Here is a 21842-nt window from a genome sequence, read left to right on the forward strand (position 1 = left end):
TGCCAAGGCCAAACTTTATGATGCCAGTTCCGGCAGGACATGACAAAATGGTACGAAATGGCATCATTCTCATAATGAAGCCACGATTTGGACTGACGTTCCTGTCGGCTCATGATCCGGAAAATGAAATCCCGTTTCGGGATGAAGGACATGCGCCGCAAGGAATTTGGTGCCCCCGAAGGCATAAAAAGCCTTATGGGGGGCATTCATGCAAACGAAATTCGAACGCATCCTGGATATTTCAGGTTTAATGAGAAATGCCCCATGAGTTGCGTGACAATCGGCTGAACTGGCGCTATCACCGTTGCCGGACGAGAAAGGTTCAACAAGGCTCTGACACAGTGATGATCGCTTTTCTTGGCTGCTGCAGCGCGTTAACGTCCCGGTGATTCGATCTGGAGATTTCATGATTTTCGACATGCTTTCCTGCCGTCCGACCATCAAGCATCTTGCGATGCTCGCTGCTGGTGCATGCCTGTCCTTCGGACTGACCATTGCGCCAGTTTCAGCACAGAACAATTCCGCTGAAGACAAGCCTGCGACCGCACCGGCAAGCGATGCCGCGCAAGCGCAGACCAGCCAGCCGCGCCAGAGCGGCACGCTAAGGTCGCAGCACGGCGCCTGGTCGATCCTGTGCGACACCCCTGCCGGCGCCAAGACGGAACAATGCGCACTGATCCAGAATGTGGTTGCCGCAAAGCGCCCGGAACTGGGCCTTTCGGTCGTCATCCTCAAGACGGCAGACAACAAGGCACGAATCCTGCGTGTTCTGGCGCCACTTGGCGTTCTCCTGCCGAACGGTCTCGGCCTCAATGTCGATGGCAAGGATATTGGCCGGGCCTATTTCGTGCGCTGCTTTGAAGACGGCTGCTATGCCGAGGTCATTCTGGAAGATGACCTGTTGAAGACGCTGCGCGAGGGCAAGGCGGCAACCTTCATCGTGTTCCAGACGCCGGAAGAAGGCGTCGGCATTCCGGTTGATCTCAACGGCTTTGGCGAAGGTTTTGATGCCCTGCCATAAAGTCTTGTGATCAACAGTTGTTATCCAGGAAATTAGCGCTTACATCCTGCAGCAGAATATTTGCTGCAGGATTTGTTTTATGAAAAGCCTGATCGACAGTTTCGACATAAGCCGTGATGAAATCGAGCGCATCGTTGCCGACAGCCTCAAGGGCAGCGACGATGGCGAGCTTTATCTGGAATATCGCGAGGCCGAATCCCTGCTTTTCGACAATGGCCGTCTCAAGACGGGATCCTTCAATCAGGATCAGGGTTTTGGCCTGCGCTCGGTTGCCGGCGAGACCATCGGCTATGCCCATGCAGGCGAGCTGTCAGCGTCTGCACTCAAACGCGCTTGTGATGCGGTCTCGGCGACACTGAAGGGCTATGGCGGCAGCTATTCGGCGGCGCCTGCCGGCACAAACCGTCGTCTTTACGGTGATGAAAATCCGATTGGCAGCCCAGGCTTTGATGCCAAAGTGACCTTGCTGCAGGAAATCGACGCCTATCTGCGTGCGAAAGAGCCGAAGGTGCGGCAGGTTTCCGTTTCGCTTGCCGGCTCATGGCAGCGGGTGGAAATTTTGCGCGCGGACGGCCACCTCATGCAGGATATCCGTCCAATGGCGCGGCTCAGCATTTCGGTCGTCGTCGGCAATGGCGACCGGCAGGAATCAGGTTCGCATACGGTTGGCGGCCGCAAGGGTTTTGGCGATTTCATCACCACCGAAAGCTGGCAAAGTGCCGCCAACGAGGCCCTGCGTCAGGCGCTGGTCAATCTTGAGGCCATCCCTGCCCCAGCTGGCACCTTCGACATCGTGCTTGCCAATGGCTGGCCGGGCGTCATGCTGCATGAAGCGGTTGGCCACGGGCTTGAAGGCGATTTCAACCGCAAGAAGACATCGGCCTTTGCCGGGCTGATGGGCGAGCAGGTCGCGGCCAAGGGTGTTACCGTTGTTGACGACGGTACAATTACCGAACGGCGCGGGTCACTCACCATTGATGATGAAGGCACGCCCACCAATTGCACCGTTCTGATCGAGGATGGCAAGCTGGTCAATTATATGCAGGATCGCCAGAATGCCCGCCTGATGGGCATGCAGCCGACCGGCAATGGTCGTCGCGAATCCTATGCCCATGCGCCCATGCCGCGCATGACCAATACCTATATGCTGTCGGGCGACAAGACGCCGGAAGAAATCATCGCCTCGATGAAGAAGGGCATCTATGCCGTCTCCTTTGGCGGCGGACAGGTGGATATCACCTCCGGCAAGTTCGTTTTCGGCTGTACCGAAGCCTATATGATCGAAGACGGCAAGATCGGCGCGCCGATCAAGGGCGCAATGCTGATTGGCAATGGCCCGGACGCCATGCACCGGATCTCGATGATCGGCAATGACATGAAACTGGATACCGGCAGCGGCAATTGCGGCAAGGGCGGGCAATGGGTACCAGTCGGCGTCGGCCAGCCGCATCTGCGCATGGATCAGGTAACCGTCGGCGGCACGGCGGTATAATCAGCTACCGACATGACATGTCTCCCAAACGGGCTTTGGGAGATATCCATGAAACAATGAACAGGGCATTGCGCATGATCCCGATGGGAGATGCCCTGGGCCGCATTTGCTTTAAAGATCTGGTTCTTCTTCCAGCAGACCCTGAACGAAATCAAACAGGCCGGGGCGGCGGTCACGCCGCAGGCGTTCTGCCGTGATAATGCCCTTGATGCCGGCATAGGAGCGTTCAAGGTCTTCGTTGATGACGATATAGTCGTATTTGACCCATTTCTGGATTTCCAGACGTGCATTCTTCAGGCGGGTCTGAATGACTTCCGGCGTGTCTTCCGCACGGCGGTGCAGACGGTTCTGCAATTCATGCATCGTCGGCGGCAGGATGAAGATGGACACCACATCGGCCGGCATCTTGGCCTGCAATTGCTCGGCCCCCTGCCAGTCAATGTCGAACAGCATGTCCTGACCATCGGCAAGGGCCGCTTCTGCGGTTTCGCGCAGCGTGCCATAGAAATTGCCATGCACTTCCGCCCATTCGATCAGCTCGTCATTGTCGCGCAGGCGTTCAAATTCACGCCTGGAAATGAAATGATAATGGACGCCATTGATTTCACTCGGACGGCGTTCGCGTGTCGTCACGCTGATCGAAAGCGACAGTTTCATCGCCGGATCATTCAAAAGCTGACGTGCAATGGTCGATTTTCCTGCGCCTGACGGCGAGGAAATCACCACCATCAGGCCCCGACGCGCAACGCCATTTTCAACCGACGTGATGGCCATATTCCCTTACTCCAGATTCTGTACCTGCTCGCGGAACTGATCGACGACAGCCTTCAGTTCAAGGCCTATGGCTGTGATCGAGGCCGCATTGGACTTGGAGCACAGCGTATTCGCTTCACGATTAAACTCTTGTGAAAGGAAGTCGAGCTTGCGCCCGATTGGCCCACCTTCCGACAACAGTTTCCGCGCGGATGCCACATGTGTATCCAGCCGGTCAAGCTCTTCCTGAATATCCGCCTTGGTGGCAAGGAAGGCTGCCTCCTGATAAAGCCGTGCCTCGTCCAGCTCGCGCGCGGCGTTCATCAATAACGAAACCTGCGCCTGCAGCCGTGCCCTGATCGCCTCGATACTGCGCGCAGGATCATTTCGCGCCTGTTGCGTCAGGCGTTCAATCATATCAATATGGCCATCCAGAATTGCATGAAGCGCCTTGCCTTCCTGTCTGCGCGCCTCGGCGATCGCCTGCAGGGCCTGTTCGAACCCCTTGAGAACGGCTGCTTCAAGCGCCGCCTGTTCTTCCGGCTCATCCTGCAACTGGGTCTGGTCCATGATGCCGCGCAGCGACAGGATCCCGTCAACGCTTGCAGGCGCCAGACCATGCTGGCTCTGCAATTGCTGCGCCAGTTTCAAGACCTCATCCAGCATGGCGTGGTTAATGGTAAAACCGGCCTGGACCTCGTTTTTCTCAACGCTGAGGGAAGCCTGAAAATTGCCGCGCGCAAAGGTGCGGGCAAGCAGGGAACGGATGGGATGTTCCACCGATTCCATCCCCTGCGGCAGGCGTAGACGCAGATCCAGCCCCTTGCCATTGACTGAACGCACCTCCCAGACGATGCGCGTCTCCATGCCCAGACCGTCCCTGCTCTGTGCGCGATGCTGCATCGTGTGACGCGCGAAGCCGGTCATGCTCTGTAGCGCCATGATCAAATCCTTTGCTGCACTCCTGCAAAAGCCTATTTGCCTGGAGATTTGAAAAATCAAACCCGGAGCGTGATGCTCCGGGCAGAACAGAGCCCCTGAAGAAGGTTACTGGCTGGTGGTTGCAGCATTATCCTTCGACGCCTTTTGCTCAATCGCACGCCATTTGCGTACATTTTCATTGTGCTCTTTAAGCGTCGAGGCAAAAACATGCCCCCCCGAACCATCCGCCACGAAGTACAGATCATCCGTTTCCAATGGATTGGCCACGGCCTCCAGCGCAGCCCTGCCCGGATTGGCTATCGGCGTTGGCGGCAGTCCATTGATCACATAGGTGTTGTAAGGCGTCGGCTTTTCAATATCCGACTTGAAGATCGGACGGTCTGACGGCTTTCCTGCACCACCGAACAGGCCATAGATGATGGTCGGATCGGATTGCAGGCGCATGTTCTTTTTCAGGCGGTTGATGAAGACCGAAGCCACATGCGGACGTTCAGAGGCAATGCCGGTCTCCTTTTCAACAATCGAGGCCAGGGTCACGAACTCATTGATGTCCTTGAGCGGCAAATCCGGCCGACGCTTGGCCCAGATTTCCTCAACCAGCTTTTTCTGTGAGGCAATCATGCGTTCAATGATTTCCGTGCGCGTCGTGCCGCGGGTGAAATTCAGCGTGTCCGTAAACAGCGAGCCTTCCGGCGGCAGGGTCTTTGGCATATCGCCAACCAGAATATTGTTGTTCTGGATACGGTTGAAGATCTGCTGTACCGTCAGCCCTTCCGGAATGGTCAGAGAATACATGATCGACTTGCCGCTGGTCAGGATATTCATGACATCGCGCATGCTTGCTCCAGCCGGGATGGCATATTCGCCGGCCTTCAGATCATTCTCATGACCATAGGCGCGCACGCCATAGCGGAACACGCTGGCGTCGCTGACAATATTGCGACTCTCAAGGCTGTTCGAGATTTCCAGAATGCCGGAACCGCGCTTGACCACAAATGTCGTGTCAGCGGTCAGCGGGCCCCTTTCGTCAAACTGCACCTTGCCGATATAAAACAGCACCGATGCACCAACCAGCACCAGCACCACAAGCGACAGCATGAAATTGAGGAAGATGACGACCTGGCTGCGCGCAAGGCGCGAACGCCGGCGCTGCTTGGCCGGCTTCCCGCCAGCCTTGTCACTCCGGGTATTGGTAGCCTGCGCGTCCGATTGGCCTTCGCCCATGTCGAGAGAAGCGGCCATAGGCGCGGCCTGATCTGACGCTATATGACCGGACTGTTCGGCACTCGGCGTAGTTTCGGGCTGCGCGTCTGAATTCACTTTCTTACCTCTGCACCAGGTGCAACCTGTAGGTTGGCCATCAGGTTGCCCATATTCAATAGGTCACCATTCCTGCAGTGATTCTAGCGGCGACATCTGTCCTTATTTTGGCGCGAAACCAAAAAAATGCACTTCAAATATGCCGCCAGACCACAGGCAATCATACCCAGTCCAGACAAGCCCTTTCAATGCATGCAGCCACGCCCTGTTCAGGCGCGGCTCTGTGTTCAGCCAGCGTAACGGCGCAATATCAACGAGGCATTGGTGCCTCCAAATCCAAAGGAATTGGACAGCGCCACATCGATCTTGCGTTCACGCGCCTTATGCGGCACGAGATCGATTTTCGTTTCAACCGCAGGCTTGTCGAGGTTCAATGTCGGAGGAGCGACATTATCGCGAATGGCCAGCGTCGAGAAGATGGCCTCAGCCGCGCCCGCAGCCCCCAGAAGATGACCGATCGACGACTTGGTCGAGGACATGGAAACCTTCGATGCCGCATCGCCGACAACGCGCTCGACAGCGGCAAGCTCGATCGTATCGGCCATGGTCGAGGTGCCATGTGCGTTGATATAGTCGATCTGGTCAGGCGTGATGCCGGCGCGCTTGATCGCGGCGACCATGCAGCGTTCCGCACCTTCACCATCTTCCGTCGGAGCGGTGATGTGGTACGCGTCACCCGACAGACCATAGCCGATCACTTCGGCATAGATTTTGGCGCCGCGGGCCAGCGCGTGTTCCAGTTCTTCCAGAACCACAATGCCCGCGCCCTCGCCCATGACGAAACCGTCACGGTCTTCATCATAAGGACGCGATGCTGCGGTCGGATCATCATTGCGCTTGGTGGATAGTGCCTTGCAGGCGGCAAAGCCTGCCAGCGAAATGCGGCTGATCGGCGATTCCGTACCGCCGGCCACCATCACATCCGCATCGCCAAAGGCAATCAGTCGGGCCGCATCGCCAATGGCATGCGTGCCGGTTGCACAGGCGGTGACCACCGAATGATTCGGCCCGCGCAGCCTGTGCTTGATGGAAACATGACCCGAAGCAAGGTTGATCAGACGACCAGGAATGAAAAACGGCGAAATACGGCGCGGCCCCTTGTCGCGCAGCGTATAGCCGGCTTCGACAATGCCCTCGATTCCGCCAATGCCCGAACCGATCAGAACACCTGTGCGCACCTGATCCTCGTCGCTTTCCGGATGCCAATTGGCATCTGCCAGCGCCTGATCGGCCGCACCGACAGCATAGATGATGAAAGGATCGACCTTACGCTGTTCCTTGGGGTCCATGTAAAGGTCTGGATTGAACGTACCATTGGTGCCGTCGCCAACAGGAATACGGCAGGCGATCTGGCAGGCCAGATCATCCACCTCGAATTCCGTGATGCGCCGAGCGCCGCTTTCACCAGCCAGAAGCCTCTTCCAAGTCTCATCGACGCCGCTTGCCAGCGGCGAGACCAGACCAAGCCCGGTGATAACGACACGCCTCATAGTCATTCCTTAAACTTCGCTCTTGCCCGTGCCTTCAACCCGGAGGGGCGTCACAAGCACCCGGCATTTCATGATTGTTCAAGCGCCCTTGTAAACTTACCCGGCCAGTCAACGGCGCCAGCTTACAACGCGCACGGGATATCAGATCATCAACATTACCGAATGGCGGCGCAAATGCGCAACCCGCCTTTCCGCCTTTTCAGGACAGTATCAGATTGTCGATGGGATATTGCAGCGCATATGCAATGGACAGCACTCGCCCACCTGATCAGGGCCTGGCTGGCAGCACAGTCCACCAACGCACAATCTGAAGGACAGACAGGCTGAAAACGAACAGGGCCGGATTCTCAAGGAATCACGGCCCCATTTGTACAGAATTAGGCCGAAGCCTTTTCGATGAACTTAACCGCGTCGCCAACGGTCAGGATCGTTTCAGCAGCGTCGTCAGGAATTTCAACGCCGAATTCTTCTTCGAAAGCCATGACCAGCTCGACGGTGTCCAGGCTGTCTGCGCCGAGATCATCGATGAAGCTTGCACCTTCGGTGACCTTGTCGGCATCTACGCCCAGATGTTCAACAACGATTTTCTTGACGCGTTCTGCGGTATCGCTCATGTCGGAACCTCGACCTGTGTGTTTGTTTGCTCTGCCTTGGTTAGCGGCATGCAGGATTGTAATCAAGTTGTAAGATGCCCGCCACCTATAGGCGCTGACGCCCAGACAGTCATCCTGTGGATATTCCTTGCGGAATGAAATGCGACAGGACACACCCTGCCACAATTCTCACTCGGCGCATTACCACGCTTCTTGAGCGAGGCAAAGCGTATTTTCCTTTTGATACCCCAACGGAATGGTCATTTCTAACAAAAATACCAGCCCATTATATCAAAAGTAAATATCTGACCGGCAGTCGCTGCCATCAGATCATCGCCATGCCGCCATTCACATGCAGCGTCTGACCGGTAACATAGGCAGCTTCATCGCTGGCAAGATAGACGACAGCGGCCGCAATATCCTTGCCCGCCCCCATACGCTTCATGGGAATATTGCCCATGATCGCTTCTTTCTGCTTCTCGTTGAGCTTGTCGGTCATGGCCGATTCGATGAAGCCCGGCGCAATGCAGTTGACGGTTACATTGCGGCTGGCGATTTCCTGCGCCAGAGACTTGGTAAAGCCGATCAGGCCAGCCTTGGAGGCACAGTAATTGGCCTGCCCCGGATTGCCCGTCACACCAACGATCGACGTGATATTGATGATGCGACCAAAACGGCGGCGCATCATCGGATGGGTCAGCTCGCGGGTGAGATTGAATACGGATGTCAGATTGATGTTGAGCACCGTATCCCAGTCCTCATCGCTCATGCGCACGAACAGACCATCGCGGGTAATGCCGGCATTGTTGACCAGAATGTCAATGCCGCCCATTTCCTCCTCGGCCTTCTGGCCCAGTGCCTTGACGGCTTCGCGATCAGAAAGATTGGCGGGAAAGACAAAAACGCGCTCGCCGAGCTCGGCGGCCAGCTCCTTCAGCTTTTCTTCCCGCGTGCCATGCAGGCCGACGATTGCGCCCTGCGCATGCAGAGCGCGGGCAATCGCCTCGCCCAGACCGCCGGTTGCGCCAGTAACAAGTGCCTTGCGGCCTGACAGATCAAACATGGTCATTCCCCTTTTTCAGGAATTCAGATTACGAATTGAGAGCATTGAGCGCGGCTTCGATTTCCTCGGCCGTACCGATCACAGCCCCCGCCACATCCTTGGAGATGCGGCGCGCAAGACCGGTCAGAACCTTGCCCGAACCCACTTCATACAGCGAGGTTACGCCATTTTGCGCAAACCACTCAACAGTCTCGCGCCAGCGCACCTGGCCGGTGACCTGCTCGACCAGAAGATCGGCAATTTCATTGGCATCCGTCACGGGCGCCGCACGCACATTGGCAATGAGGGGGACAACCGGATTGTGCTTCTCAACCCTGGCCAGGGCTTCGCGCATGGCTTCTGCGGCAGGCGCCATCAAGGTTGAATGGAAAGGCGCGGAGACCGGCAGCATGATGGCACGCTTGGCCCCCTTTTCAGAAGCAAGCCTTGCAGCAAGCTCGACGGCTGCCTTCGCGCCGGAGATCACCAGCTGGCCGCCGCCATTGTCATTGGCGACCTGAACCGAACCGGATGCACTGGCTTCGGCACAGACGGCTTCAACATCGCCATGTTCCAGACCGATGATGGCAGCCATGGCGCCTTCGCCGACCGGGACAGCCTTCTGCATGGCATTACCGCGAATGCGCAACAGGCGCGCCGTATCAGCAAGCGAGAAGGTGCCGGCTGCGCACAGCGCCGAATATTCGCCCAGCGAATGGCCGGCAACATAGGACACCTTATCCTTCAGTGAAAAGCCACGCGCTTCCATGACGCGCAGAACCGCGATCGAGACCGCCATCAGGGCTGGCTGTGCATTGGCCGTCAGCGTGAGCACATCTTCAGGGCCTTCAAACATGATGGCTGAGAGTTTTTCGCCCAGAGCCTCGTCCACCTCATCAAAAACGGCACGCGCTTCCGCGAACTGTTCGGCCAGAGCCTTGCCCATTCCAACTGCCTGGCTGCCCTGTCCGGGAAATGTAAATGCTACCGTCATGGATGTCTCCCTGATGATCAATTTCGCGGGATGTGCCCCAGACAAGGTGAAAAAGTCAAGTATTTGTCGGAAAACTGGCCTTTTGCGGCTTGCAAACAAGGGGAAAAACCCGTATTGACCCCCCGTTCATTGCTCGGCGCCAGCTGGGGGCTGAACGGAGTGGCGTCTGGAAAGGACGGTTATGTCTGATCCGGACGTGGAAGTCATAAGCACTTCTGCCTCCCGTGTCTCCGCTCTCGATCGTCTCATTGAGCGTCCTTTCTTCCGCCGGTTTACCCGGAAAAAGAGAAGTCGCAGAGGCTTGGCCGTTGGAACCGGGCACGATAGACTGAAGAAAGGCAAAGCCAATGGCTCTTTATGAACATGTGCTTCTTGCCCGCCAGGACATCACCCAGCAGCAGGTCGACGCGCTCGTCGAACAGTTCAAGGGTGTCATCGAAGCCAATGGCGGCAAGGTTGGTAAGGTTGAAAACTGGGGTCTGCGTCCCCTGACCTACCGTATCAAGAAGAACCGCAAGGCGTATTACACGCTGATGAACATTGACGCTCCGGCCGCTGCCGTTGCGGAAATGGAACGTCAGATGCGCATCAACGAAGACGTTCTGCGCTTCCTTACGGTTCGTGTTGACGAACTCGAAGAAGGCCAGTCGGCCATGCTCACCCGCCGCGACGACCGTCGTGAACGCGATGGTGAAGACCGTCCGCGCCGTGCACGTGAGGGTGGCTCACGCCGCTCGCGTGACAATGAAGCAGGTGAATGAGGTTAGACATGGTTGACATCAATCAGATCCCGACCCGCCGTCCTTTCCATCGTCGCCGCAAGACCTGCCCGTTCTCGGGTCCGAATGCGCCGAAGATCGATTACAAGGACATCAAGCTCCTGCAGCGTTACATTTCCGAACGCGGCAAGATCGTTCCTTCCCGTATCACGGCTGTCAGCCAGAAGAAGCAGCGCGAACTCGCCAAGGCGATCAAGCGCGCCCGTTTCCTCGGCCTGCTGCCATACGTTGTGAAGTAAGATTTGCGGGAGGCGTTCGCGCCTCCCTTTCCTCCTGCCGCAATGGGGCGGCTGGAAGCGAATCACGAAATCCCAAGTTGGGGCTGAAGAGCCGTTCAGGCCGCCTCTAACTGCAAGACCGGAATGACCGGAGCAGGACAGCGCATTCATGAAGTTCAACGGAACCATCATCGCAGTTGGCATTCTGGCGGGGCTCGCCTCGGCCCTGATGTCGTCTGGCGTCATTGCCCAGAGCGGCATGGCGATGGTTCTCTATTTCCTGACACCACTGCCCATTTTCATCGCTGCACTCGGCTGGGGCTCAGGTGCCGGCATTGTTGCCGCACTTGCCGCAACTGCTGCCGTTGGCGTGGTGGCCGTGCCGATGGCAGCCCTCCTGATGGCACTGACCAGCTATATTCCGGCCGCAACCGGTGCCTATCTCATCGGCCTTGCCCGTCCGGCATCGGAACTGGGCGGCCCGAAGGATGTGCTGGTCTGGTATCCGTTGTCCGACATCCTGTTCCGCCTTGCCCTGATGGTCGCGGCAAGTTTCATCATTATCGGCGTCATTATGGGCTTTGGCCCGGATATGGCGCGTGAACTTGCAAACACGGTGATCGAACGCATCAGCGAAGCCAATCCGGACTTTGTCGTCAATGATGAATTCCGCGACAGCCTTGCGCAATTGCTGATGGTGGCACTGCCTGCCATGCAGCCGGCGACCTGCCTTGCCACACTGGTCGGCAATCTTTATCTGGCTCTGCGCCTGACGGCCTTTTCCGGTCGCCTGCGCCGTCCACGTGATGACTGGCCGGCAACGCTGCGCCTGCCACGCCCTGCCCTCATCGTCTTCGGCGTGGCACTGGCCGCATCTTTCCTGTCCGGCGCGATCGGGCTGATGGCAACCGTGATTGCCGGCTCCCTTGGACTTGGCTTTGCCCTGTCTGGTCTTGCCATTTTTCACGATCGCACGCGCGGCAAGACATGGCGTCCGATTGCACTCTGGTTCGTCTATGTCGCAGTTCTGCTATTTGCATTTCTGCTGTTCATCTTCCTGGTTCTCGGCCTTTTCGACACATCGCGTGCCGCGCCTGTATCGAAACTGCCGGGAGCCGGTAAACCGTAATCTGTAAAACCCGAAAGGAAACTCCAATGGAAGTCATTCTTCTGGAACGCATTGGCCGCCTCGGCCAGATGGGCGACGTTGTAAAGGTCAAGGACGGCTATGCCCGTAACTTCCTGCTGCCACAGGGCAAGGCCCTGCGCGCCAATGAAGCCAACAAGAAGAAGTTCGAAAGCCAGCGCGCCCAGCTTGAGGCCCAGAATCTCGAACGCAAGAATGAAGCCCTGGCCGTTGCCGAAAAGCTTGATGGCGAAAGCTTCGTCGTCGTCCGTTCGGCTGGTGAAACCGGTCAGCTCTACGGTTCGGTTTCGACCCGCGACATTGCTGAAATCATCACCGCCAACGGCTTCACCCTGCACCGCAACCAGGTTGAACTGAACCATCCGATCAAGACCATCGGTCTGCACCAGATCGTCATCTCGCTGCATCCGGAAGTTCAGGTCACCGTAACGGTCAATGTTGCCCGTACGGCTGAAGAAGCTGAACGTCAGGCCAAGGGTGAAGACCTGACCTCGGTTGAAGCCATCTATGGCATCGAAGAACAGCCTCTGTCTGAAGAATTCTTCGATGATGAAGTCGTTGAGGCTGACGAAGAACAGGCCTGATCTGCCTGACTTCATGACTGCACCTGCCTGATTGTGCAGGTATCAGACAAAAGCGCCGTACGTTTGTGCAAACGTACGGCGTTTGTTTGCAAGACATTTGCCGCTGCCCGCATATTGGCGGCCTGCAGCATCAGATGTTTCAACTCCGGCATGTAATTCTGCGGCACAATGCCGGGCGTTATGGGGCAAGATCTGCACGCCAGCGCCAAGGATACGCACTCTATCCAGACTGGCAACAGCAATCGAAAACTGACGCCGCGCAGCTCGCAGCGAGGTTCGGGATCAGCGGAAAGCCAATCCTGAATAGTGCAAGAGAATGTCGTACGTGAGGCCGATGGGAAAGGTCCTGTTGTAGCACTGCTGCTTCAGGCTCGACTACAACTCGATGCTGTTTATATCATGCCCGGGGATGTGAGCCTGCATCTGCCCTTCTTCGCCGCATCACTGCCTGCAACGCATGAGGGAAAGGGTAAAACCCTCCTCTTTATCGCGTCGATCCAACCAGCAGGCTTGTGTTGCACGAATTTGCTGCAAGGCAACAGAACTGGTTGCAGCCGGGCACCTCAGATCATTAATAAACCGTGCCTTACAGGATCCGTACGATCCTGACGGACAATAACCCCGGCTCATTCAGCAGAAGCAAGGCAGGGTAGCAACCTTCCCGTGCATCTTTGGTCGAGTGGCACATGAAAACCACATCGAACATTGCCTGACAAAACCATATCATCTGTGAACTGATGCCAGGCCGAGCGCATGGTGAGAACGATAAGCGGCCATCAAACCGCGTCATTACAGTTCCATCAACAAATCATGCCGACATGTCCGCAAATCGGCATTGCATACGGCTTTTCAAGCAGATCAAGGCGTTAGTTTCAAAACACCTTATGAAGCCCATTCAGGAAATCCGCAAGCCAACCGGAACTCTTTATCTAATTGCAAATCAAACCATTACAGATGTGGAACCAGCCTGACTGGCTTCATGAAAGGCCGGGCTTCAACCGAATATGCAAGACATACTTGCCGGGCAGCCTGCATATTGCGCAATCATATAAGCCACCCGGCTAAAGATGTACCTTCAGAACAGATCACCCTGCAGCAAAAGGCCATCAGCATAGAGAATATCAGAAGGAACGCTTGACACGGAGCAATCCCTGTACAGCATTGCGCTCTTCATAGGTATAGTGACCATTATCTGCAAAGCGCGTCCAGGTTACTTCCGGTGTTACCTGCAGATTCTTGACTGGCTCATAAACAAGGTTGGCCGTGACTGATACCATGCCCCATTCTTCGGTTGCGGCCTGAATATTGAATGAGGTTGTCTCGACAAACTGATAGGCTGCACCGCCCCAGACTGCCCAGTTTCCGCCCCACGAACCATAGGCCTGATTACTGGTTTCCTTGTTGGCATAGCCCCCAACAACCCAGACAGAAAACTTGTCTGTCACATTGATAATCGCATTGAGCTGCCCAGCCCAGCCCTCAATGACTGAATCATAGGCAACACTTGTGGCTACAGAACCCCAATCCTGAGAATACTGAGCAGAGCCCACGACAAAAGGCACATAACCATCAATGACGTAGTCACCACTGCCCTGTTCAAGGGCAATAACACCGGTAAACCCATTCGGATTGGTATAAGTATAGGAGATCTGCCCTGTCTGGGAGAAAGCGCCCTGCGAGACAACATCGTCCATCACGACATTGCCGAGGTCGATATAATTGGTAAAGGCAGTGGGCGCATAACCAACAAGAAAACCACCAAGAGTGATATAGGCATATTCCTCATCATTCTTGTGTTCTTTGTAATTGAAGTGGATTTCAGTCTGTACTTTTAATGGCCCAAGCTCGGTTTCGCTTGCAGTCTCGATCTTGAGTGCAAAACGGTTGGAAAACTGCCAGCTGCCATATGGCACACCGGAATAGGCGTTCGTGCCGCCCTGTATTGTCGTTCTGACATAACCCGACAGCTTCATGCAGGTTTCAGTGCCTGGAATATAGAAGAAACCACTACCATAGGCGTCACAAACGCGCACGTAGTTTTCTGCATGGTCCGGGACCAAAACAGCATCCGACGCAAATGCATTGGACGCGACAAGAAGGGATGCTCCCAAGCCAAGAAAAGCTGTATATTTTTTCATAATACGCCCAATGCATATTGTCAGATTATATTTATTTAATAGCTGTATATTAAGATTATTCTTGATTTCAATCGGAATTTAAATTTTTATCATTTATTCCAAAGCTCATGCGCAGCCACGAGGCTTGTGCGGCAACAGTGCGGCGATGATCAACCATTCCCGGTCGCTCAGATCATACGGTGATGTTCCATCAAAGACCTCCTCGCCTGAAGCCTTCAATCAGCAGAGCCGGAAACCGACAGGCCAACACATGAGTGTCCGCGCCCCAAGCCTGTTTAAACCGGAAATGATCAAACTTATCAGGCTTTTCCAGTATTCCCTCTTTTCAGATTGCGAAAACATCCTATTCTTGCAGCCGGAACTGGAATGAAGAAATGCTGACACGAATCCACGCCTCGCGCAGAGGCCAACAAGATCACCATCCGTTGCCGGCACATGGCAGCGGGAACGCATAGCAAGGCCAGCTGACCTGCAAGCGTGGAAAGGCATGTCTTCATCACATCCGCGAGGGATGGCTCAAAAAGGGGATGAGCTGATGAATACAATGCTACGGGCGGTTCTGACACGCATGATCAAGGCCGGTGACCTGACCGTCACCGATGCGGACGGCAACCGTCATCAATTCGGCGACAAAACCGGGGTGCCGGTACATATCAGATTCAATAACAGGCAGGCCGAACGCGCCGTCGTTCTCGACCCGGAACTGAAGGTCGGCGAATGTTTCATGGATGGTGACATCGATTTTGTCGAAGGCGATGTCTATTCATTCTTGCAGCTCGTCTTTGAAAATACCGGGCCGACGGCGGCAACTGAACCATGGATGAAGATGATCGGCAGGATGCGGGTACTGCTGCGCCGCTTCCAGCAGATGAACACCATCGCGCGCTCGTCCAGGAACATCAAAAGCCATTACGACCTGTCCGGCGAGCTGTATGACCTGTTTCTTGATCCGGACAAGCAATATTCCTGCGCCTATTTTGATCCGCCCAATGCCACACTTGCAGAAGCACAACTGGCCAAGAAACGCCATATTGCAGCCAAGCTTCTGGTGCGCGAGGGTGACAAGGTGCTCGATATTGGCTGCGGCTGGGGCGGCATGGGGCTTTATCTGGCACGTCACCTCAAGGCCAATGTCACCGGCGTGACGCTTTCGGAAGAACAATATGGCATTGCCAACAAACGTGCGGAGGAAGAAGGATTGGCCGACCGGGCCAAGTTCCTGCTGACGGACTACCGCAGCATTCATGACAGGTTTGACCGCCTTGTCTCCGTCGGCATGTTTGAGCATGTCGGTGTTGGCCATTTTGGCGAATATTTCCAGCATGTGGCCCGGCTTCTGAAGCCAGATGGCATTTTTCTTCTGCATTCGATTGGCCGCGCCGACGGTCCCGGAGCAACCAATCCATTCATCCGCAAATATATTTTCCCCGGCGGCTATATTCCGGCCCTGTCGGAAGTGCTGCCTCATATTGAAAAGGCCGGCCTTTACGTCACCGATATCGAAATCCTGCGCCTGCATTATGCCGAAACACTGAAAGCCTGGCGCGAGGCCTTCATCGCACGGCGCGATGAGGCCAAGGCGCTTTATGATGAGCGCTTCTGCCGCATGTGGGAATTCTATCTGGCCGCATCCGAAAGCGCCTTCCGCTGGCAGAACATGATGGTTTTCCACATCCAGATTGCCCATCGTCAGGATGCAGTACCATTGACGCGCAGCTATATCGAGGCGGAGGAAAAACGCCTGAAACGGCTCGACAGCGCGCTGCGCATTGCCAATAGCGAGGAGACGGCCGGCAAATGCAGCATGCAGGCCTGACACGGTCAGGCCGCATGTCAACAAGCTATCATTAAAACACTAGTGTGAACTGTGAATTGGTGTGAATCATGGTATAGCTTCGTTCTTCCGGCCGCATTTTTCTCATGTTGCGTTGCGTTTGGCCGCAATTGACGGTTAGCTGGAAACATCAGGAAAAGGGTGTGGAATCATGGCGGAAGCGGCAATACGCAAACTCGACGAAATGCGTGATCAGCAGGATCCGCTTTACCGGGTGGCGCCGCACAATATTGAAGCAGAGCAGGCTCTGCTCGGTGCCATCATGATCAACAATGATGCCTTTTACCGGGTATCGGACTTCCTGAAGCCCACGCATTTCTTTGATCCCCTGCATCGGCGCATTTTTGAAATCGCCAGCGATCTGATCCGCATTGGCAAGATGGCCAATCCGGTGACGATGAAGACCTTCCTGCCGGCGGAAGGCAAGGTCGGGGATCTCACTATTTTCCAATATGTAACGCGCCTTGCAACCGAGGCCGTCACCGTCATCAATGCGGAAGATTATGGTCGCGCGATCTATGATCTGGCAATACGCCGCGCGCTGATCGGCATAGGTGAGGACCTGGTCAACACCGCTTATGATGCGCCGGTCGACATGGCGCCGCAGGAGCAGATAGAGGAAGCAGAACGGCGCCTGTTCGAACTGGCCGAAACCGGCCGTTATGATGGCGGCTTCCTGCCGTTCAAGGACGCGGTCACCACCGCCGTCGACATGGCCAATGCCGCCTTCATGCGCGACGGGCATCTCTCAGGCATTTCGACCGGTATTCACTCGCTAGATGCCAAGATGGGTGGCCTGCAGCCTTCCGACTTGATCATCCTTGCAGGCCGTCCGGGCATGGGCAAGACCTCGCTTGCCACCAATATCGCCTTCAACATTGCCAATGCCTATGTCGGCGAGCAGCAGGCGGACGGCACAGTCAAGGCCGTCAATGGCGGCGTTGTCGGTTTCTTCTCGCTCGAAATGTCGGCAGAACAGCTCGCCACCCGTATCATTTCCGAGCAGACGGAAGTCTCTTCTGCGAAAATCCGCCGCGGCGACATTACCGAAACGGATTTCGAGAAACTCGTTGCCTGTTCGCAGGTGATGCAGAAAATCCCGCTCTATATTGACCAGACGGGTGGCATTTCAATTGCCCAACTTGCCGCCCGCGCGCGCCGCCTGAAGCGCCAGCGCGGTCTTGATGTACTGGTCATCGACTATGTCCAGCTCATGACCGGAACGTCGAAGGCCGCATCTGCCAACCGTGTGCAGGAAATCACTGAAATCACCACCGGCCTCAAGGCATTGGCCAAGGAGCTGAATATTCCCATCATCGCCCTGTCGCAGCTGTCGCGTCAGGTGGAAAGCCGCGATGACAAGCGGCCACAGCTTTCGGATCTGCGTGAATCGGGCTCGATCGAACAAGATGCCGACGTGGTGCTGTTCGTGTTCCGCGAGGAATATTACGTCAAGAATCTTGAACCGCGCGACGAATTCGACCCGAAATATGAAGAATGGCGCCAGCATTATGAAAAAGTACGTGGCACGGCCGATGTGATCATTGCCAAGCAGCGCCACGGGCCGACCGGCACGGTCAAGCTTGCCTTCCAGGCCGAATTCACCCGCTTTGCCGATCTGGCCGATGCATCCTACCTGCCGGATCGTTTTGAATAATTTCCCTAAGGGCATTTCTCAGGTAAACAGCCCATGAGAAATGCCCTCAACTTTTGTTTTGACGCATGTCCCGGCCGTGCTTACCGGGAAGCTGTCCGGTGATCCTTGTCATGGCCAAACCACGCGTTCAGTTCATCTGCCAGAATTGCGGTTCAGTGCATTCGCGCTGGGCGGGGAAATGCGATTCGTGTGGCGAATGGAATACGCTGGTGGAGGAAGGCACCAACAGCGGCATTGGTTCCGGGCCGAATGCCTTGTTGTCAAAGCGCAAGGGGCGCGCAGTTGCCCTCACCTCGCTTGCGGGCGACATTGAAGATGCGCCGCGCATCATTTCCGGCATCAGCGAGCTTGATCGCGTAACGGGCGGTGGTTTTGTGCGTGGCTCGGCACTGTTGATCGGCGGCGATCCCGGGATTGGCAAGTCCACGCTTCTGACCCAGGCAGCTGCGGCCCTTGCCGGCCGGGGCCACCGCATCATCTATGTTTCGGGCGAAGAAGCCGTGGCGCAGATCAGGCTGCGGGCGCAGCGCCTTGGTGTTTCGGGTTCCGCCGTCGAGCTTGCCGCCGAAACCAATGTCGAAGACATTCTGGCAACCATTTCCGAAGGCAAGCGCCCCGATCTGGTGATCATTGATTCGATCCAGACGCTGTGGACGGATATGGCCGATTCCGCCCCCGGCACCGTGACACAGGTACGCACCGCCGCGCAGGCGATGATCCGCTACGCCAAGCAGACTGGTGCAGCCGTGGTGCTGGTCGGCCATGTCACCAAGGACGGCCAGATTGCTGGCCCGCGCGTGGTCGAACATATGGTTGATGGCGTGCTTTATTTCGAAGGCGAAGGCGGGCACCGCTACCGCATCCTGCGCACGGTGAAGAACCGTTTCGGCCCGACCGACGAGATCGGCGTGTTTGAAATGTCGGATGGAGGCTTGCGTGAGGTCGCCAATCCGTCCGAGCTGTTTCTGGGCGAGCGCAATGAAAAGGCCCCGGGGGCTGCGGTTTTTGCCGGCATGGAGGGCACCCGTCCGGTTCTGGTGGAAATCCAGGCACTCGTTGCCCCCTCCTCGCTCGGCACGCCGCGCCGCGCCGTGGTCGGCTGGGATGGTGGCCGCCTTGCCATGATCCTGGCCGTGCTCGAATCACATTGCGGCGTGCGCTTTGGCCAGCACGATGTCTATCTCAATGTCGCAGGCGGCTATCGCATCAGCGAGCCTGCTGCCGATATTGCCGTGGCTGCTGCCCTGGTTTCATCACTTGCCGGTATTGCCCTTCCCCCGGATTGCGTTTATTTCGGCGAAATCAGCCTCTCTGGTGCTGTGCGTGCGGTAACCCATGCCGTGCAACGCTTGAAGGAAGCGGAAAAACTCGGCTTCAAACAGGCAGTGGTTCCAGCCGGCAGTGGTGACTTGTGGAAAGATCGCAGCTTCCCGCTGACGGAAACATCGGCCTTGCCGGATCTCGTTGCACGCATTGCCGCCTCCGGCGCCGGAAGGAAATAATTGCGTGCAGGAAGGAAGTAGCAACTTTCCCGCGCTAGACTAACTGGATTAAAATGTCTTTGCTGCGCCGAAGTCGCGCCAAGTTACTGAGGACATGCCTGAATGCCGATAACCATGCTTGATGGAATTCTGTTGGGAATAACGCTGGTATCAGCCGTTCTTGCGATGGTGCGCGGTTTCTCCCGCGAAATCCTGTCGCTGGCATCCTGGGCGGCTGCCGCTGTCGCAGCCTATCTGTTCTACAAGCCTGTCCTGCCCTATGTGCAGCCCTATATCAGCAATGAGACGATCGCACAGATTGCCGCCGCTGCTGCAGTCTTTCTGGGCGTGCTGATCGTGGTGTCGCTTATCACCATGAAAATTGCCGATTTCATCATCGACAGCCGTATTGGTGCACTCGACCGCACACTTGGCTTCCTGTTCGGCGCCGCACGCGGTGTTCTGCTCGTGGTCGTGGCCATGCTGTTCTTCAACTGGCTTGTGCCGTCCAATCAGCCGGTCTGGATCACCAATGCCAAGTCCAAGCCGATGCTCGATTCACTCGGCCAGCAACTGATGTCCCTGCTGCCATCCGACCCGGACGAAGCCACCCGGAAACTGCACGAACTGCGCAAGGCCATCCCGTCGGAACAGAATGACGCGCCTGTTCCGGATGACGCACCGGCACAACAGTAAACAGATTCGAAACCGGCACATGCCGGTTTCCTCTGTTTTTGGCCCCAATTATCGCTTATATGCGGGGCCGAAACGACATCGATAAGGCTCTGCTTTCAAAAAGCCGCCCTTTCGTGTAAGTATTGCCTTTAACAACCGCAACTGAAAGGCTTTGCGGACAATGTTCCAAAATTCGCATGACGAAACTTCCTTTGTGCTGGATGAAGACACCCTGCATGAAGAGTGTGGCGTTTTCGGCATTCTCGGTCATGAGGATGCTGCGGCGCTGACGGCGCTGGGCCTGCACGCCCTCCAGCATCGTGGTCAGGAAGCTGCCGGTATTGTGTCCTATCACAATCGCCGTTTTCACTCCGAACGCCATATGGGCCTTGTTGGTGATCATTTCACCGACACCTCGACCCTGAGCCGCCTGCCGGGTGACCGCGCCATCGGCCATGTGCGTTATTCCACCACCGGCGAAACGATCCTGCGCAATGTGCAGCCGCTTTTCGCCGAGCTGGAAGTCGGTGGCATTGCGATTGCGCATAATGGCAATTTCACCAATGGTCTTACGCTGCGCAAGCAGCTGATTGCCTCGGGCGCCATCTTTCAGGCCACGTCTGATACGGAAGTTGTCCTGCATCTGATTGCCCGTTCGCGGCAGACCTCCTCGACCGACCGTTTCATCGAAGCCATCCGTCAGGTCGAAGGCGGCTATGCGATGCTGGCCCTCACCCGTACCAAACTGATTGCCGCGCGTGACCCGATTGGCATTCGCCCGCTTGTCATGGGTGAACTGGACGGCAAGCCGATCTTCTGCTCGGAGACCTGCGCGCTCGATATTATTGGCGCGACCTATGTGCGCGACATTGAAAATGGCGAAATCGTCGTCTGTGAAATTCAGCCGGACGGCTCGATCACGACCAACAGCTTCAAGCCGGAAGTCAAGCAACCGGAACGGCTCTGCCTGTTTGAATATGTCTATTTCGCCCGTCCGGACTCGGTTGTCGGCGGCCGCAGCGTCTATGTCGCACGCAAGAACATGGGCATCAATCTGGCCGAAGAAGCCGGTGTCGAAGCCGATGTTGTCGTGCCCGTGCCGGATGGCGGAACCCCCGCCGCACTTGGCTTTGCCCAGAGAAGCGGCATTCCGTTTGAATATGGCATCATCCGCAACCATTATGTCGGCCGCACATTCATCGAGCCGACGCAGCAGATCCGCGCCTTTGGCGTAAAGCTGAAACATTCGGCCAATCGCGCCATGATCGAAGGCAAGCGTGTGGTTCTGGTCGATGACTCGATCGTGCGCGGCACCACTTCGGTCAAGATCGTGCAGATGATCCGCGATGCAGGCGCCAAGGAAGTCCATATGCGCGTGGCAAGCCCGATGATCTACCATCCGGACTTCTACGGCATCGACACGCCACATGCCGACAAGCTGCTGGCCAATCAGTACAAGGATCTCGATGCGATGTGCCGTTATATCGGCGCAGATTCGCTGGCCTTTCTCTCGATTGATGGCCTGTACAAGGCCGTGGGCGGCAGCCCGCGTGATCCGAAGGCGCCCGCCTTTACCGATCACTATTTCACCGGCGACTATCCAACCCGCCTGCTGGATCAGGAAGGCGAAAGCAATATTCACACGCTTTCGCTGCTTGCCAGCAACGGTTGATCCGCTTCGC

20 protein-coding genes are annotated in these 21842 nt (G+C 56.3%); 11 read left to right on the plus strand and 9 right to left on the minus strand.

All coding sequences use genetic code 11. From position 1 onward, the window contains the following. Window positions 1-69: 69 nt before the first annotated feature. On the minus strand, window positions 70-420 hold the full coding sequence (locus tag ACFO1V_RS07755) for a hypothetical protein (protein WP_374831702.1): 351 nt from the start codon (window positions 418-420) through the stop codon (window positions 70-72). Between the two features lie 34 nt (window positions 421-454). Here ACFO1V_RS07755 and ACFO1V_RS07760 point away from each other — a divergent pair, with 34 nt between their 5' ends. Beyond that, on the plus strand, window positions 455-1021 hold the full coding sequence (locus tag ACFO1V_RS07760; protein ID WP_374831801.1) for an invasion associated locus B family protein: 567 nt from the start codon (window positions 455-457) through the stop codon (window positions 1019-1021). A gap of 79 nt (window positions 1022-1100) precedes the next feature. Then, entirely contained in the window at window positions 1101-2513 is a 1413-nt protein-coding gene (gene tldD, locus ACFO1V_RS07765) for a metalloprotease TldD (RefSeq protein ID WP_374831700.1), read from the plus strand. Between the two features lie 111 nt (window positions 2514-2624). Here tldD and gmk read toward each other — a convergent pair whose 3' ends face one another. The 7 genes from gmk to fabD form a co-directional block, all read right to left on the minus strand. Then, the gene (gene gmk, locus ACFO1V_RS07770) at window positions 2625-3287 is read right to left on the minus strand and encodes a guanylate kinase (RefSeq protein WP_374831698.1); all 663 of its coding nucleotides are present in this window, start codon (window positions 3285-3287) and stop codon (window positions 2625-2627) included. A gap of 6 nt (window positions 3288-3293) precedes the next feature. Further along, window positions 3294-4208, minus strand: coding sequence for a YicC/YloC family endoribonuclease (locus ACFO1V_RS07775; RefSeq protein WP_374831696.1), 915 nt, complete (start codon window positions 4206-4208; stop codon window positions 3294-3296). A 105-nt stretch (window positions 4209-4313) separates the two neighbouring features. Further along, window positions 4314-5432, minus strand: coding sequence for an endolytic transglycosylase MltG (gene mltG / locus ACFO1V_RS07780; protein ID WP_374831799.1), 1119 nt, complete (start codon window positions 5430-5432; stop codon window positions 4314-4316). A gap of 323 nt (window positions 5433-5755) precedes the next feature. Continuing rightward, complete coding sequence (fabF, locus tag ACFO1V_RS07785) at window positions 5756-7018, minus strand: beta-ketoacyl-ACP synthase II (RefSeq protein ID WP_374831694.1); 1263 nt, start codon at window positions 7016-7018, stop codon at window positions 5756-5758. Window positions 7019-7395: 377 nt separating this feature from the next. Next, the gene (locus ACFO1V_RS07790) at window positions 7396-7632 is read right to left on the minus strand and encodes an acyl carrier protein (RefSeq protein WP_024848545.1); all 237 of its coding nucleotides are present in this window, start codon (window positions 7630-7632) and stop codon (window positions 7396-7398) included. 304 nt (window positions 7633-7936) lie between these two features. Next, on the minus strand, window positions 7937-8674 hold the full coding sequence (gene fabG, locus ACFO1V_RS07795) for a 3-oxoacyl-[acyl-carrier-protein] reductase (RefSeq protein ID WP_374831691.1): 738 nt from the start codon (window positions 8672-8674) through the stop codon (window positions 7937-7939). Window positions 8675-8702: 28 nt separating this feature from the next. Beyond that, on the minus strand, window positions 8703-9647 hold the full coding sequence (fabD, locus tag ACFO1V_RS07800) for an ACP S-malonyltransferase (RefSeq protein WP_374831689.1): 945 nt from the start codon (window positions 9645-9647) through the stop codon (window positions 8703-8705). 347 nt (window positions 9648-9994) lie between these two features. On the opposite strand from fabD, the gene rpsF reads away from it, so the two are divergent. From rpsF to rplI, 4 genes are all read left to right on the plus strand, one after another. Beyond that, the gene (gene rpsF, locus ACFO1V_RS07805; protein WP_374831687.1) at window positions 9995-10408 is read left to right on the plus strand and encodes a 30S ribosomal protein S6; all 414 of its coding nucleotides are present in this window, start codon (window positions 9995-9997) and stop codon (window positions 10406-10408) included. 8 nt (window positions 10409-10416) lie between these two features. Beyond that, on the plus strand, window positions 10417-10665 hold the full coding sequence (gene rpsR / locus ACFO1V_RS07810; protein WP_094506475.1) for a 30S ribosomal protein S18: 249 nt from the start codon (window positions 10417-10419) through the stop codon (window positions 10663-10665). A gap of 148 nt (window positions 10666-10813) precedes the next feature. Continuing rightward, window positions 10814-11773 (plus strand): DUF2232 domain-containing protein, encoded by a 960-nt coding sequence (locus tag ACFO1V_RS07815; RefSeq protein ID WP_374831685.1) that lies wholly within the window; start codon window positions 10814-10816, stop codon window positions 11771-11773. Between the two features lie 26 nt (window positions 11774-11799). Further along, window positions 11800-12375: a 50S ribosomal protein L9 gene (gene rplI, locus ACFO1V_RS07820; RefSeq protein ID WP_374831683.1), complete on the plus strand. Its 576-nt coding sequence runs from the start codon at window positions 11800-11802 to the stop codon at window positions 12373-12375. 1121 nt (window positions 12376-13496) lie between these two features. Here rplI and ACFO1V_RS07825 read toward each other — a convergent pair. Further along, window positions 13497-14513, minus strand: coding sequence for a porin (locus ACFO1V_RS07825; RefSeq protein WP_374831681.1), 1017 nt, complete (start codon window positions 14511-14513; stop codon window positions 13497-13499). 535 nt (window positions 14514-15048) lie between these two features. Here ACFO1V_RS07825 and ACFO1V_RS07830 point away from each other — a divergent pair. The 5 genes from ACFO1V_RS07830 (at window position 15049) to purF (ending at window position 21832) form a co-directional block, all read left to right on the plus strand. Beyond that, window positions 15049-16329, plus strand: a complete 1281-nt coding sequence (locus tag ACFO1V_RS07830) for a class I SAM-dependent methyltransferase (RefSeq protein ID WP_374831679.1) — start codon at window positions 15049-15051, stop codon at window positions 16327-16329. A 169-nt stretch (window positions 16330-16498) separates the two neighbouring features. Beyond that, window positions 16499-18004 (plus strand): replicative DNA helicase, encoded by a 1506-nt coding sequence (locus ACFO1V_RS07835; protein ID WP_374831677.1) that lies wholly within the window; start codon window positions 16499-16501, stop codon window positions 18002-18004. Window positions 18005-18114: 110 nt separating this feature from the next. Then, window positions 18115-19506, plus strand: a complete 1392-nt coding sequence (radA, locus tag ACFO1V_RS07840) for a DNA repair protein RadA (RefSeq protein ID WP_374831675.1) — start codon at window positions 18115-18117, stop codon at window positions 19504-19506. Between the two features lie 102 nt (window positions 19507-19608). Beyond that, window positions 19609-20181 (plus strand): CvpA family protein, encoded by a 573-nt coding sequence (locus tag ACFO1V_RS07845; protein WP_374831673.1) that lies wholly within the window; start codon window positions 19609-19611, stop codon window positions 20179-20181. A 160-nt stretch (window positions 20182-20341) separates the two neighbouring features. Next, complete coding sequence (gene purF / locus ACFO1V_RS07850) at window positions 20342-21832, plus strand: amidophosphoribosyltransferase (protein WP_374831671.1); 1491 nt, start codon at window positions 20342-20344, stop codon at window positions 21830-21832. Window positions 21833-21842 lie beyond the last annotated feature (10 nt).

The sequence above is a fragment of the Daeguia caeni genome (assembly GCF_042653845.1).
GTDB lineage: Bacteria > Pseudomonadota > Alphaproteobacteria > Rhizobiales > Rhizobiaceae > Brucella > Brucella caeni.